The 15,308-nt window shown below is 40.4% G+C and carries 13 protein-coding genes; 10 read left to right on the top strand and 3 right to left on the bottom strand.

Annotated features, from left to right (window positions below):
* The first annotated feature begins 3 nt into the window (after positions 1-3).
* The 4 genes from guaB to recJ all read left to right on the top strand — a co-directional run bounded on the left by guaB (position 4) and on the right by recJ (position 5,325).
* On the top strand, positions 4-1,470 hold the full coding sequence (guaB, locus tag J536_RS07445) for an IMP dehydrogenase (protein WP_002121951.1): 1,467 nt from the start codon (positions 4-6) through the stop codon (positions 1,468-1,470).
* A 149-nt stretch (positions 1,471-1,619) separates the two neighbouring features.
* Positions 1,620-2,957, top strand: a complete 1,338-nt coding sequence (glmM, locus tag J536_RS07440) for a phosphoglucosamine mutase (protein ID WP_002121981.1) — start codon at positions 1,620-1,622, stop codon at positions 2,955-2,957.
* 10 nt (positions 2,958-2,967) lie between these two features.
* Positions 2,968-3,624 (top strand): pyridoxamine 5'-phosphate oxidase, encoded by a 657-nt coding sequence (gene pdxH, locus J536_RS07435; protein ID WP_002121930.1) that lies wholly within the window; start codon positions 2,968-2,970, stop codon positions 3,622-3,624.
* The gene (gene recJ, locus J536_RS07430; RefSeq protein ID WP_032062517.1) at positions 3,625-5,325 is read left to right on the top strand and encodes a single-stranded-DNA-specific exonuclease RecJ; all 1,701 of its coding nucleotides are present in this window, start codon (positions 3,625-3,627) and stop codon (positions 5,323-5,325) included.
* Positions 5,326-5,371: 46 nt separating this feature from the next.
* Here the strand turns inward: recJ and J536_RS07425 are convergent, their stop codons facing one another.
* Positions 5,372-6,139: a putative porin gene (locus J536_RS07425; protein WP_002121889.1), complete on the bottom strand. Its 768-nt coding sequence runs from the start codon at positions 6,137-6,139 to the stop codon at positions 5,372-5,374.
* A gap of 392 nt (positions 6,140-6,531) precedes the next feature.
* Between J536_RS07425 and prfB the strand changes: the two genes are divergently transcribed.
* From prfB to J536_RS07400, 5 genes are all read left to right on the top strand, one after another.
* A protein-coding gene (gene prfB / locus J536_RS07420) for a peptide chain release factor 2 (RefSeq protein WP_099475557.1) occupies positions 6,532-7,627 on the top strand; the annotation gives its coding sequence in 2 pieces (ribosomal slippage) (positions 6,532-6,603 and positions 6,605-7,627; 1,095 coding nt in all).
* A gap of 221 nt (positions 7,628-7,848) precedes the next feature.
* On the top strand, positions 7,849-8,151 hold the full coding sequence (locus tag J536_RS07415) for an ArsR/SmtB family transcription factor (protein ID WP_017399836.1): 303 nt from the start codon (positions 7,849-7,851) through the stop codon (positions 8,149-8,151).
* Between the two features lie 28 nt (positions 8,152-8,179).
* Complete coding sequence (locus tag J536_RS07410; protein ID WP_032057086.1) at positions 8,180-9,238, top strand: alkene reductase; 1,059 nt, start codon at positions 8,180-8,182, stop codon at positions 9,236-9,238.
* Positions 9,239-9,396: 158 nt separating this feature from the next.
* A complete protein-coding gene (locus J536_RS07405) occupies positions 9,397-10,689 on the top strand; it encodes a 3-deoxy-D-manno-octulosonic acid transferase (protein WP_032062515.1) in 1,293 nt (430 codons plus the stop codon).
* Positions 10,686-11,393, top strand: coding sequence for a 16S rRNA (uracil(1498)-N(3))-methyltransferase (locus J536_RS07400; RefSeq protein ID WP_014207920.1), 708 nt, complete (start codon positions 10,686-10,688; stop codon positions 11,391-11,393). The genes J536_RS07405 and J536_RS07400 overlap by 4 nt, the downstream gene beginning before the upstream one ends.
* Here J536_RS07400 and J536_RS07395 read toward each other — a convergent pair.
* Both J536_RS07395 and J536_RS07390 read right to left on the bottom strand, forming a co-directional pair.
* Positions 11,373-12,353 (bottom strand): mechanosensitive ion channel family protein, encoded by a 981-nt coding sequence (locus tag J536_RS07395; RefSeq protein ID WP_005078641.1) that lies wholly within the window; start codon positions 12,351-12,353, stop codon positions 11,373-11,375. The genes J536_RS07400 and J536_RS07395 overlap by 21 nt on opposite strands.
* Positions 12,354-12,466: 113 nt before the next feature.
* Entirely contained in the window at positions 12,467-13,042 is a 576-nt protein-coding gene (locus J536_RS07390) for a DUF805 domain-containing protein (protein ID WP_032057084.1), read from the bottom strand.
* A gap of 294 nt (positions 13,043-13,336) precedes the next feature.
* Between J536_RS07390 and acs the strand changes: the two genes are divergently transcribed.
* Entirely contained in the window at positions 13,337-15,286 is a 1,950-nt protein-coding gene (gene acs / locus J536_RS07385; protein ID WP_025464164.1) for an acetate--CoA ligase, read from the top strand.
* Positions 15,287-15,308 lie beyond the last annotated feature (22 nt).

Here is a 15,308-nt window from a genome sequence, read left to right as displayed (position 1 = left end):
GTTATGCTGACCATCGTTCAAGAAGCGCTAACCTTCGATGATGTCTTATTACTTCCTGCCTACTCTACTGTTCTCCCAAAAGATGTCTCTTTAAAGACACGTTTAACTCGCGGCATTCATTTAAATATCCCATTAGTTTCAGCTGCAATGGATACAGTGACTGAGTCACGTATGGCGATTGCTATGTCACAAAATGGTGGTATCGGGATTTTGCACAAAAACATGGATATTGCTGCTCAAGCTGCAGAAGTACGCCGTGTGAAAAAATTCGAAGCGGGTATGGTGAAAGATCCAATCACTGTAACGCCTGAAACTACAGTACGTGAACTCATCGCAATCACCAGCGCTAATAACATTAGTGGTGTACCTGTTGTTAAAGACGGCAAGGTTGTTGGTATTGTGACAGGCCGTGATACGCGTTTTGAAACCAATTTAGAACAACCTGTTAGCAACATCATGACAGGCCAAGATCGTTTAGTAACTGTACGTGAAGGCGAGTCTAAAGAAAATATTCAAGCATTATTGCAAAAACACCGTATTGAAAAAGTCTTGGTCGTTGGTGAGAGCAACGAACTTAAAGGCTTAATTACAGTAACGGACTTCCGCAAAGCTGAGAGCTATCCAAACAGTTGTAAAGATGATCTTGGTCGTTTACGTGTGGGTGCTGCGGTAGGTACAGGTGCTGATACACCAAGTCGTGTGGAAGCATTGGTTGAAGCCGGTGTTGACGTAATTGTTGTTGATACAGCACATGGTCACTCTGCTGGTGTAATTGAACGTGTACGTTGGGTGAAACAAAACTTCCCTCAAGTACAAGTGATTGGTGGCAACATTGCAACTGGTGATGCTGCATTAGCATTATTAGATGCAGGTGCAGATGCTGTAAAAGTAGGTATTGGCCCTGGTTCTATCTGTACAACACGTATTGTGGCAGGTATTGGTATGCCACAAATTTCTGCGATTGACAGCGTTGCTAGCGCACTAAAAGATCAAATTCCTTTAATTGCAGATGGTGGTATCCGCTTCTCTGGTGATATGGCAAAAGCGATCGGTGCGGGTGCAAGTACGATCATGGTTGGTTCATTACTTGCAGGTACTGAAGAAGCGCCGGGCGAAGTTGAGTTTTTCCAAGGTCGTTACTACAAAGCATATCGTGGTATGGGTTCATTAGGTGCAATGGCGGGAGCAACTGGTTCTGCTGACCGTTATTTCCAAGATTCAAAAGCAGGTGCTGAGAAGTTAGTACCAGAAGGAATCGAAGGCCGTGTTCCTTATAAAGGCCCAATGGGTAACATCGTTCATCAAATGATGGGTGGTTTACGTTCTTCGATGGGTTATACAGGTTCAGCTGTGATTGAAGATCTTCGCCAAAATGCGAAATTTGTGAAAATTACTTCAGCAGGCATGTCTGAGTCACATGTTCATGATGTAACGATTACTAAAGAAGCTCCGAACTATCGTGTTGGTTAGATTTTCGTAACCAAAACAATGAAGAAAGCCGTCATTACACTGACGGCTTTTTGTTTTTGGTGTAAAGTGAATCTGACGAAAAGAGATATGGCGGAATTGCCATATATGCAGTAAGCCACGGCTGAAGTGGCGTAAAAATGAGATAAGCTATGAGTTATTTTGGAACGGATGGTATTCGTGGAAAATTTGGGCAAATGCCTATTACTCCAGAGTTTGCTTTAAAACTCGGTTTTGCTGCAGGGAAGGTATTAAAACGAACGAGTCCAAAAAATAAGCCACTTGTTGTATTAGGAAAAGACACTCGTTTATCTGGTTATATTTTAGAGTCTGCTTTGCAGGCGGGGTTAAACGCTGCTGGCGTATATGTTCATTTGCTTGGCCCATTACCAACCCCAGCAATTGCGCACCTTACTCGTGCTTTACATGCGCATGCAGGTATCGTGATTTCTGCATCACATAACCCATATTTTGATAATGGTATTAAATTTTTCTCAAGCGAAGGTAAAAAACTACCAGATGCGCTACAAGAAGAAATTAACCTCGAATTAGAAAAAGATTTATATATTGATGACACAGCAAACTTAGGTAAAAGTGTTCGTGTAAAAGATGCAAATGGTCGTTACATTGAATTCTGTAAATCTACTTTTCCTTACCATTTTGATTTAAGTAATTTAACAATTGTGGTGGATTGTGCTCATGGTGCAGCGTATAGCGTTGGTCCTTCGGTTTTCCGTGAGTTAGGTGCAAAAGTTGTTGCTTTATATAATGAGCCGGATGGTTTAAATATTAATGAAGGTTGTGGTTCAACACATCCTGAGAACCTACAAAAAGCTGTAGTTGAGCACGAAGCAGATTTAGGGATTGCCTTTGATGGTGATGCTGACCGTGTCGTGATGGTCGATAAGTTTGGTAACTTGATTGATGGCGATCATATTTTATATATCTTGGCGACTCAGGCTCAGAAAAAACCAGCAGGCGTTGTTGGTACTGTCATGAGTAACATGGCACTCGAAATTGCACTTGAAAAAGCGAATGTTGGTTTTGTTCGTGCTAAGGTTGGCGACCGATATGTATTACAAGCTTTAGAAGAAAATGGTTGGGTTACTGGTGGGGAACCATCTGGTCATATTCTAACTTTAGACAAGAGTACGACAGGTGATGCGATTATTGCAGCACTTCAAGTTTTAACCGTGATGGTCGAGCAAAATAAAGCTCTTCATGAGTTGGTTCAAGACTTTAAATTATTCCCGCAAATTCTTGTGAATGTACGTTTAGAACAAATGCTTGATCCGTATTCTATTCCTACATTGGTTGCCGAGTTTGATAAAGCAGAAGCACAGCTCAAAGGACATGGACGAATCTTAATTCGTAAGTCAGGAACAGAGCCTGTAATTCGTGTTATGGTCGAAGGTGATGATGAGCAAGAAGTGAATGCTTTAGCTCAGCATTTAGCAGATTCAGTTCGTTCACAAGCACAAGTCGCATAAGGTGCATGACATGAGTGATGTCATTAAAGATTTAAGTGAATTACGCTTAAGCTACGAGCAAGGAGAATTGCATGAGGGGCAAGTTGAATCTAATCCTCATCAGCAGTTTCTTGGTTGGTTTAACCATGCTCTAGCAGCCAATTTGCATGAACCCTATGCAATGTCATTAGCGACAGCAAGCGCGAATGGCAGACCTCATGTTCGAACAGTTTTGTTACGTGGGGCTACAGAAGCTGGGTATGATTTTTATACTAATTACGACAGTCAAAAAGGTATCGATTTGGCAGAAAATCCATATGCCGAATTATTATTTTACTGGCCAAGTCTAGAGCGTCAGGTGCGAGTTGGTGGTCGTGTAGTCAAAATTGCTGAGCAAGAGTCTACAGATTACTATCGTAAACGACCACGTGATAGCCAGATTGCAGCGCATATCAGTACTCCGCAAAGTGGTAAGATTGAAAGCCGAGAGCTGTTACAGCAACGTTTTCAAGACTTACAACAGCAAGTTACAAGTCGTGAAGTACTTGATAAGCCAGAGTTCTGGGGAGGCTATCGTCTGCAACCAGATTATTATGAATTCTGGCAGGGAAGACCAAATCGTTTACATGACCGCTTGAGTTATGAAAAAATCGACGGTCAATGGACGCTGCACCGACTGATGCCTTAAATGACAAAAATACAAATCAAACAAAGACCTTTATTAACACGCCCTGAACAGTTTCGGGGCGTGCCTCCGTTTATTGCCGAAATTTTGGCAAGGCGTGGGGTACAATCTGAACAGGAATTAGAGTTAAAGCTTAAGAATTTATTAGCTCCACAGCTCAAGGGATTAGAAACTGCTGTGGCATTAATAGATCAAGCTATTGATGAGCAGAAAAAAATTGTTATTGTCGGTGATTATGATGCCGATGGTGCAACCAGTACAGCTTTAATGGTATTGGTGCTTAGCGATATGGGGGCACAAGTCGACTATTTGGTTCCAGACCGATTTAAATACGGTTATGGGCTTACCCCCGCAATTGCAGAGCTTGCACATCAAACTTATCAACCCGATTTATTAATTACTGTCGATAATGGGATTTCCAGCCATGCTGGTGTTGATGCGGCACATGCACTGGGCATGCAAGTGGTTATTACAGATCACCATTTAACCACTAAAGAAACACCGCTTGCAGAAGCAGTTGTAAATCCAAATCAGTTAGGTTGTGAGTTCCCAAGTAAGGCGCTTGCAGGTGTTGGAGTTGCATTTTATGTACTGGCCAATTTAGCAAGTTTACGTAACAAGCAAAACAAAAGTACAAGTAAAGTCACTCAATATCTAGACTTGGTTGCTTTGGGAACGTATGCGGATGTTGCTGTGTTAGATTATAACAATCGTATTTTGGTCGATGCAGGCGTAAAACGTATTCAACAACATCAATGCCGAGTCGGAATATTGGCGTTGCTAGATATTGCTGGCCGTGAGGCTTCATCTTTGCGTGCACAAGATTTAGGTTTTGTTTTAGGTCCGCGTATTAACGCTGCTGGACGCATGGAGAGCATGCGTATAGGCATTGAATGTTTATTAGCTGACACTATGGAATCTGCCTATCCAATCGCGAGACAGTTAAATCAATTAAATATAGAGCGCCGTCAAATCGAAGGGGAGATGAAGCAACAAGCCTTGTCTGCTTTAGATAGCTTGCAGCTCTCAAAGGAAGACGTTCCTCCAGCTCTTATACTCTTCGAAGAAAACTGGCATCAAGGTGTGATTGGAATTGTAGCGGGGCGTTTAAAAGAGCAGTTTCATCGTCCCACTATTGTATTTGCACCTGATGAAGATGGTATTCATATAAAAGGGTCTGCACGTTCAATTGATGGGGTGCATATTCGAGATACAATTGAACAGGTTGCTGAACAACATCCAGAATTGGTGAGCCATTTTGGTGGGCATGCAGCAGCAGCAGGTTTAACCATACGTAAAGAAAACTTCGAAGCTTTTAAAACAGCGTTTACCAATTGTATTGCAGCAATGGAAGAGTCTTTGTTTCAAGCAACGCTATGGACGGATGGAGAACTCCCTGCTTCGGCTTTGCAACTAAATACATTAGATTGGATAGAACAGTTGGGGCCTTGGGGACAAAAATTCCCTTTTCCTCAGTTTGAGGGGCATTTTAAAGTTGTTGATTATCGCTGGCTTAAAGAAACGCATTTGAAGCTTAAATTAGCACTCGGCCAATATAGTTTTGATGCAATTGCTTTTAATGCAGCAGGCCGTTTTGAATTTGACCCAATGCGGGATTATGTACATTTGGTCTATGAAATAGATCGTAATGCATTTAATGGAAATGTGAATTTACAATTACGCATCGTACATTTAAACCAATAAAAAAATCCGCTCAATTGAGCGGATTTTTTTATGACTTTAGGCTTGATTAGAAGCGGTATGCTGCACGAACACCATAAGTGTTGTCGTTATCACCAAATCCAACACGGCCTTCAACACTTACTTGCTGATTTAAGAATTTTTTAGCATTGATACCAAATTCATCTTTGTCAGTTAAGTCGTTGTTGTAGTAATCAGCACCAACACTTAAAGTTTTGTCGATGTAGTAGTCACCACGAACTTTATATTCGTCTAGGTCACCGAACGCACCGAACGCTTCAAGGTTTACGTCATGTTGACCTACTTGAGTTACGTATTTAGCACGAACTGTTGGATCAGCGCCGTCTTTGCCGTCTTTTTCGTCGTAGCCTTTAACACCTAGAGCAAGTAATAAACCTGGAGCTGGTAAATAACCTACTTCAGCTGCGTAAGTAGTTACTTTTTGGTCGTAATTAGTGTTATCAATTTCACGCTCATTTCGACCTACATCACCGCTAAGGTAGAAATCTGAGTTAGGAACGTAATATTCAACACCTACGCCATATTGAGTATCTTTTGTACCGCTGTTATCGCCATAGTTGATAAGGGCGTTAACGTTACTTGCACGGCTTAAGAAAGCTGCTTCAGCAAGTGGAGCGTTACGAGTTTGAACAGGATTAAAGTAATAAGTCCCGTCAACACCGAATTTACTTACGCTGCTACCGTTGTCTGGATCAAGATAATTGTAAGAACCACCAACTTCAGCTTGGTAAGCGTTTGCTGCGCCACTCACTGCGAGTGCAGATAAAAGAGCTGATGCAATTGCTAGTTTTTTCATGGAATCTCTCCCCTCTAAAAAGCGATTTTATAAATGTTTTGTTACAACTTTTAGTCTAGACGAAAAAGCTTTGTCGTCAATCTTGCGCAAGTAACCGTACTGTAACCGTGTGATATTTATGTAAACTAATTTAATTTAAGATATTGATTTTAAAATATAAAAATATAATGTTTTATTTTATTAAAATTGAGGATATTTTGTGTAGATCATAAAAAATGCTGTAAAAGTACCCAATTTTGTATGAGGATGTTACTAATTAATCTTAAATTGAACTGAAGAAAATTTATAAATCAAATTGATGAAATATGATGAGAAATACAAAGCGGGTTCGTAGATAACCGCAGCTATGCTAAAATAATTGACCGTTTATCTGCTCTTATGGGAACACTCGCGTGGAAATTAATCCTTATCTAAACCAATTGAAAGACTTAACTGATCGTAGCCAAACACTACGGGGGTATCTTTGACTACGATCTGAAAAAAGAACGTTTAGAAGAAGTTTTACGTGAGTTAGAAGACCCTGCAATCTGGAATGATCAAAGCCGTGCTCAGGCGATGGCGAAAGAAAAGGGCGAACTAGAAAACGTTATTAATGTATTGGATGGCTTATCTACACAGCTTGAAGATGCAAAAGCGATGTTAGATTTGGCTGTAGAAGCCGACGATGAAAGCCTGCTTGAAGATGTTCAGTCGGAGCTTGGTGCTGCCGAAGATGAACTGGCTAAACTTGAATTCCGTCGCATGTTTAGTAACCCAATGGACCCGAACCCTTGCTATGTCGAGATTCAATCAGGTTCAGGTGGTACTGAAGCACAAGATTGGGCGTCTATGCTTTTACGCATGTATATGCGCTGGATTGAACGTCATGGTTTTAAAGCAGAACTTATGGAAGTGTCTGACGGTGACGTAGCAGGTATTAAATCAGCAACGATTCGTGTGGAAGGTGAATATGCCTACGGTTGGTTACGCACAGAGTCAGGTGTACACCGTTTAGTTCGTAAATCACCATTTGACAGTGGCAACCGTCGTCACACTTCATTCTCTGCGGTATTTATTTCACCAGAAGTTGATGACAATATTGAAATTGATATTAACCCTTCTGATGTTCGTACCGATACGTACCGTGCATCTGGTGCAGGTGGTCAGCATATTAACAAAACCGACTCGGCTGTGCGTTTGACTCATATCCCAACAGGTATTGTAGTAGCGTGTCAGAACCAGCGTTCGCAACATGCTAACCGTGACCACGCATGGAAACAGTTACGTGCACGTTTATATGAATTGGAAATGCAAAAACGTAATGAAGCAGCTCAAGCTCTAGAAGACTCGAAGTCTGATATTGGTTGGGGAAGCCAAATTCGTTCATATGTATTAGATGATTCTCGTATTAAAGATTTACGTACAGGGGTTGAAAACTCTAATACAGGTGCTGTTCTTGATGGTGACCTTGATCGTTTCATCGAAGCGAGTTTAAAACAAGGTTTATAAGAGTCTGCTGAACTTTTAGTTTAAATACACTTCATCTATGAATATGTAGAACTCTTGGATTTTTAGCGATTAAAACGGCAAAGCAGTTCAGTTTTCGAATGTTAATCGAAAAAATACGATATGAATATCGAAAAAAATAGATATGAATATCGAAAAAATGCGATATTATATTTTCGAAATGCTGAACAAAGCTTTGTTCGTTTAAAAGACGTGTTGAGCCTATGGATATTGATGCAATTAGCAAAGCCCTTTCCAACCCTCTACGTCGGCAAATTTTGCAATGGTTAAAAGAACCTGCACATTATTTACCGATTGAAGAATGTGGTGGTAGTTTTGAGAAGGGTGTTTGTGCAGGTCATATTGAACGTTTGGGTAAAGTAGCTCAGTCTACAATGTCCAATCATTTGTCTGTGTTACAACAGGCGGGGCTTATTCAGGTCCAAAAATATGGTCAATGGTCTTATTTTTCACGTAACGAAGCTTTGATTCAGCAATATATCGAACATTTAAAACAAACACTTTAAATTATTAAAAGTGTAAGTCGAGGCGATTATGGCTGAACTCAATACTCCTTTAACGGTTGGTGATTTTGAAATCAAAAATCGATTGGTAATGGCTCCATTAACGCGTGCGCGTAGTGGTGTAAGCCGAGTGCCTAATGATTTAATGGTTGAATACTATCAACAACGTGCAAATGCTGGTCTAATTTTGACCGAAGCAACAGTAATTGGTTCAAAAACTGTGGGTTACGCAGACACCCCAGGATTATGGTCACAAGAGCAGGCACAAGCTTGGAATAAAATTATTGAGGCAGTTCATGCTCAAGGTTCAAAAATTGTAGCTCAACTTTGGCATGTAGGCCGTATTTCGCATCCTGAACTTTTAGATGGTGATATTCCTGTTGCACCAAGTGCAATTCAACCTGCGGGTGAAGTGAGTTTATTACGTCCTAAACGTCCCTATGTAACACCGCGTGCACTTTCAATTGAAGAGATTCAAGAAGTTATTGCTCAATACAAACATTCAGCAGAACTGGCTAAAGCAGCAGGTTTTGATGGTGTTGAATTACACGCAGCGAACGGTTACTTAATTGACCAGTTCCTTCAAAGTAATACCAACCAACGTGATGATGAATACGGTGGTCCTGTTGAAAATCGCGCACGTTTATTATTAGAAGTCGTTGATGCATTTATTGAAGTGTGGGGCGCAGGCCGAGTAGGTGTTCATATTGCACCGCGTGGTGATTCACACGATATGGGAGATGAAAACCCATTAGCAACTTTTGGTTATGTAGTTGAACAACTTAACCAACGTAATGTTGCTTTCATTTTCTCTCGTGAATATGAAGCTGCTGATAGTATTAGTCCTAAACTTCGCGAAAAATTTAATGGTGTATGGATTGCCAATGAGAACCTAACACCAGAATCAGCAAAACGTATCTTGCGTGAAGGTCAGGCAGATGCTGTATCTTTTGGTAAGGCATATATTGCTAACCCAGATCTTTTACAGCGTTTAGAGCAAGATTTGCCACTAAACGAACTTCAAGCAACGACTTTATATGCGAAAGGTGCTGAAGGTTATACAGACTATCCAACACTAGAAGCTTCATAAGATTCTTTGAAATGATGTTTTGCTGACTTCGTCCATTTCTGAATTCAGTAAATCGCTTTTCTTGTAATGGTAGAGTTTAGGTATCGAAACTCTGCCATTTTTTCTATCTATGTTATATTTTCCCCAGTTTTAAACTTTGACTATTTGAGGCAAACCGCTTGGCGACCCCTTTTTGGTACAACACCGCACTCCATTTATTAAAACCTTTTTACCAATGGCGGATAAAAAGACGTGCAGAAAGCCAGGAATTATATAATCAGGAATGTCTTGAAAGATTTGGGCCGTTTGAGTCTCCGAAAAATGTAAGAGCAATTTGGTTCCACGCTGTTTCGGTTGGAGAAACCAATGCTGCGCAGCCTTTAATCGAGCATTATCTTAAACTCGGTCAACCTGTATTAGTTACTAATACAACAAAGACGGGGCAGGCGCGTGCCAAATCATTATTTTTAAAAGCACCTTATTTAGATCTATTTCAAGCAGTTTATTTGCCTGTTGATCAAAAGCATCTTTTAAAACAATTTTTTGAGTTATATCAGCCAAAGCTTTTAGCATTGGTTGAGACTGAGCTTTGGCCAAATTTAATTGATCAAGCCAAGCTACAGCAGGTTCCTTGTTTATTATTAAATGCGCGATTATCAGAAAAATCAGCGAAAGGTTATAGTCGCGTTTCAGGTCTAACGGCAGGAATGCTGAAACAAATTGACTGGGGGTTGGCACAAGATAATGCAACTCGACAACGTTATGTAGAACTTGGTTTAGATCAACAAAAAAGTCAGGTAGTTGGAAATATTAAGTTTGATATCCATGCACCTGAGGCTTTTATAAATCAGGCTGAGCAATTACAACAACAATGGTATTTGGGACAGCGTAAAGTCCTAACAATTGCCAGTACACATGCGCCAGAAGAACAACAAATTTTGCAGGCACTTGCACCTTATCTAAAGTCAGATCCAGATTTAGTTTGTATTGTCGTGCCTCGACATCCTGAACGTTTTGATGAAGTATTTGAAATTTGTCAGAACTTAGATCTAATCACTCATCGTAGAAGTATGAATCATAGTATTCACGCCAGTACACAGGTTTATCTGGCGGATAGTATGGGTGAGCTTTGGCTATGGTATGCCTTAAGTCAGGTGTGTTTTGTGGGGGGATCACTTAATGAACCAGGTGGTGGGCATAATATTTTAGAGCCTATGGTTTTAAATGTACCGACCGTAATTGGACCTCGTTACTTTAATTTCCAAACCATTGTTGATGAATTTATTGATGAAAATGGGGTGCTCATTGCTCAAGACGCTGAGCAAGTTGTAGCAATCTGGATGGCATGTTTAGCCGAGCCTGAAGAAGCAAAGCAGGTGGTAGAGCAGGCGCATAAAGTCTTACAACGTAACCAAGGTTCATTACAAAAGCATATTGGTGTAATTAACCGGTATTTGGCCGAAAAACCATGAATATCGTTTTACTAGAACCTGATGATGTTCAGTCAGATTTATGGTTAATCCGTTCAAAACGCCAATTGCAGCATTTACGTGAACATCTTGATATTACGGTGGGCCAAAATCTAAAAGTTGGTGTTCGTAATGGTGCACGCTATACCACTGAAATTGTTTCGATGAATGAGCAAGAAGTTTGTATACGGCCTATCACTGAAGAAGTTGTACCTGCAAAACTTCCAGTACATTTAATCGTAGCGTTACCAAGGCCCAAAGTTTTACGCCGTTTAATTATGGATAGTGTGACTCTAGGTGTTGAAAGAATTAGTTTGATTCATAGTTACCGCGTAGATAAAAGCTATTGGCAAACTCCATTTTTACAACAACTTGATAACTATGTGACTTTAGGGCTTGAGCAAGCAGGCGACACCATTGCTCCTGAAATTCAATTATATAAACGCTTTAAACCTTTTGTTGAAGATGTTCTACCAAACTTAATTTCAAAGGAAAGTCCCGCCTATGTGGCTCATCCGTATGCCGAGCAGAGCATGCCAGTTAATATTCCGCATGCGTGCAGTGTAGTCGTTGGACCCGAAGGCGGCTTTATTCCCTATGAAATTGATTTGCTCACAAAAAACGGCTGCCAAGCTGTGAGCTTAGGCAACCGTATTTTAAGAACTGAAACGTCTATTTCTTATATTTTAGGTCGTCTCTTTAGTTGATGTTTCTGGGTTTAAAAGTGGCTGATTTGAAGCCATTTTTAATTCCTGAATTGGGTAAGGAATATTAATTCCGTTCTCATTGAAAGCTTGTTTTACTTGAGCTTGAATTGTGCTTGTAGATGAGGACATATCAGTTTCAGTAGTATCAACCCACCAACGTACAGTCAGGTTAACCGAGAAATCTGCTAAAGCTGTAACGTTAACCGAGAAAGCTGGTTGACTGAGTACATTTCGGTCATTATTAAGAATATCTAAAATAATCTGTTTAGCTTTTTGTTCATCGTCGTCATATCCAATGCCGACTACAAACTCACAACGTCGCTGCTGATAAGCCGTATTTACAGTTAAAGCGCTCGTATAAACAGTGGCATTTGGAATAACAATGCGACGGCCATCTGGCGAGCGTAAGAATGTTGCACGAATTTGGATATCTTCAACAGTTCCTTCAAGTGAATTGACCACGATTGAATCGCCAATACGGAACGGTTCGCTCAATAAAATTAAAATACCTGAAAGCAAGTTTTGGAAAATATCTTTAAATGCAAAACCAATTGCAACCGAACCGATCCCTAACGCGCTCATGAGTTGCCCCGGGGTAAAACCTGGGATCATGATGACAAGTGCAATTAAGAATCCAAAAAATAAAATTGTCGTACTTCCTACACGGTTTAGAACCAACACTAGGTTTTGGCGCGTATAAGAACGATTTTCTAAGGTTTTACGAACAAAGAACTTAAATAATTTGGTGAGTAGCCAAAAAATAATAAAAACGATAATCGCAATACAAATATAAGGCACACGTTCCCAGAAGCTATCCACGATTTTATCAATAGTGGTATAGGCATCATGATACTTTTCGGTATGGGCTAAAACCGTTTGAGTGGTTTTAGTACCTGCTTCTTGCAAAAGTTCGCCTGTATTTTTTGCAACATCCGTTAAGGATTTTTGTTCATCAGCCACAACAAGTCTCTATTTTAAAAAATTATGAAAGCGATGATCGGCCTTCATTATAGTAGGAGATAAAATGTGCGCCTACTATAATGAGTTCATCTGAATAATAAAGTGTTTTTTAATTAAAAGTATTCCGTTCCTTTTTGTAAGATTTGTGACGGGGTTTGAATAGTATCGGTACCAGAGAAGTAGTAAAAAAAGCCTGCGGTAGAAATAAGGCTAATTAAAATAGCCAATAAAATAAACCAAGCCATTAACTTTTCTATGAACGTTGATGGTCGAGATGGACCATATTGATTTGGACCTGCTGTACCTGAGGCAAGTAGTAAATAAATCATAAAAAAGAACTGAACAACTGGAATGAATAGTAGTAATCCCATCCAACCACTTTTATTTAGATCATGCAAACGTCGCACGACGAGAACAACATTTAAATAAATCAGGAATAGCCAAAAAGCCCATACCACCAAAGCACTGAGGCCAGAAAGAGAGCTATAAAACTCAAAATTAAATAAATTACTTGAAAGCTGAAAACTTCCAAGAAAGGAGGCCAGAATAAAATAACCCACGATTGTGACTAAATAAATCAGTCCATATCCACCTAAATAACTCATACGGTTAAAACGGCCATGAATTGAAAAAGGGCTATCTTTTAAAGGCAGCTGTGGTGGGCGTGAGGAAGTTGTTTGGGCAAACATATTATTTTATTCCTAGGTTGCATATGAGAGACAAAATAATCTTTGTTGATGATCAAAACCATCAAATATTGAAAAAATTATAAAAGTAAAAGCTATAGACAAATGTTTTAAATCAACTTAATTTTATAAAAATGTTCATAATTTCGTATGCTTGAGTAAGTGGTTAATATATGACCAAAGTCGCATTGTCTAGGCTTTGAATGAGTCATCATACTGCAAAGGCATGCAAATAAGATCCAGTAAAATAATAGCCACAGTCTCGAGATGGGATGCACAAGATCAAGGAAGTTGCGTATGAATGAGATCTATCCAGTACCAGAGGAATTTAAAAAAACAGCTCGTACTGTTGAAGCAGACTACTTTAAACGTTATCAACACTCTATCGAGAACCCAGATGAATTCTGGGCAGAGCAAGCTAAAATTGTCGATTGGATAAAGCCATTTACCCAAGTTAAAAATACTAGTTTTGACAAAGACAATTTTAAAATTGAATGGTTTGCTGATGGTGAGTTGAACGTGTCAGCAAACTGCCTAGACAGGCATCTTAAAGAACATCCACATAAACCTGCAATTATTTGGGAAGGTGACCATCCTTCTCGTCATAAGATTGTCTCTTATAAAGAATTACACGACGAAGTCTGCCGTTTTGCCAACGTTTTAAAGAAATATGGCATTGGTAAAGGTGACCGCGTTGTACTGTATATGCCGATGGTCACTGAGGCTGCAATTGCCATGTTAGCCTGTGCCCGTATTGGTGCTGTTCACTGTGTAGTGTTTGGTGGGTTCTCGCCAGACTCTTTAGCGAGTCGTATTGAAGATAGCCAAGCGAAACTGGTGATTACCGCAGACTCAAGTCTACGTGCCGGAAAACTATTACCACTCAAAGAAAATGTTGATTTGGCTTTAGCGTTGCCGGGTACTGAGTGTGTTGAAAATGTGATCGTGGTTTACCGTAATGCAAACCCGATTGAAATGAAGCCTGGTCGTGATTTGTGGTATCACCTCATTATTATGGAGGTTGATGCAAACTGTCCTCCAGAGCCGATGAAGGCAGAAGACCCTTTATTTATTCTTTATACATCGGGCTCGACAGGTAAACCGAAAGGTGTGTTGCATACGACAGGCGGTTACTTAGTTTATGTAACCAGTACCTTTAAAGAGGTCTTCGATTTAAAACAAGATGATGTGTATTGGTGTACAGCCGATATCGGTTGGATTACAGGGCATAGTTATTTGATTTATGGACCGCTAGCAAATGGTACCACGACCTTAATGTTTGAAGGCGTGCCTCAATACCCAACATGGGCACGTCTTGGTCACGTAGTCGATAAACATAAAGTTTCTATCTTATATACAGCTCCAACCGCAATTCGCGCCATGATGCGAGAGGGTGATTCATTTGTACGCGAAAGTAACCGTAGCAGCTTGCGTTTACTCGGTTCGGTCGGTGAACCTATTAACCCTGAAGCTTGGAATTGGTACTACAATGTTGTTGGTGAAGGCCGCTGCCCGATTGTTGATACATGGTGGCAAACCGAAACAGGCGGTATTTTGATTGCTCCATTGCCGGGTGCAACAGCTTTAAAACCAGGTTCAGCAACACGTCCATTATTTGGGATTCAACCCGCCATTGTGGATGGTGAAGGTAATGAGCTAGAAGGTGCGGTTGAAGGTAACCTTGTGATTAAAGATTCATGGCCAGGCCAGATGCGTACTATTTGGGGTGATCCGGACCGCTTTATTGAAGCTTATTTCTCGACCTTTAAAAATACTTATTTTACAGGCGATGGTGCTCGCCGTGATGAAGATGGGTATTACTGGATCACAGGTCGTGTTGACGACGTCTTAAACGTTTCAGGTCATCGTCTAGGTACTGCTGAAATTGAAAGTGCTTTGGTTTCGCATGAATCTGTAGCAGAAGCAGCAGTGGTGGGTATGCCACATGAGATTAAAGGACAAGGTATTTGTACTTTCGTGACCTTACAGGCAGGTGTTGCAGAATCGGAAGAGCTGCGTAAAGAGTTAATCAACTGGGTACGTAAAGTGCTTGGACCTGTGGCCTCACCTGATGCATTACATTGGGCACCAGCGTTACCTAAAACGCGTTCGGGTAAAATCATGCGCCGTATTTTAAGAAAAATTGCAGCGAATGAGCTAGATAGTTTAGGTGATACTTCAACCTTGGCTGAGCCTGCAGTGGTAGATCAGTTAATTACAACGGTTTATCCTGATAAGCAGAACTAATTTTAAAAAAGCCCCATCTGGG

The sequence above is a fragment of the Acinetobacter sp. 809848 genome (assembly GCF_000581275.1).
Classification (GTDB): Bacteria; Pseudomonadota; Gammaproteobacteria; order Pseudomonadales; family Moraxellaceae; genus Acinetobacter; species Acinetobacter pittii.
This window is presented reverse-complemented; position numbering and strand designations above follow the sequence as displayed.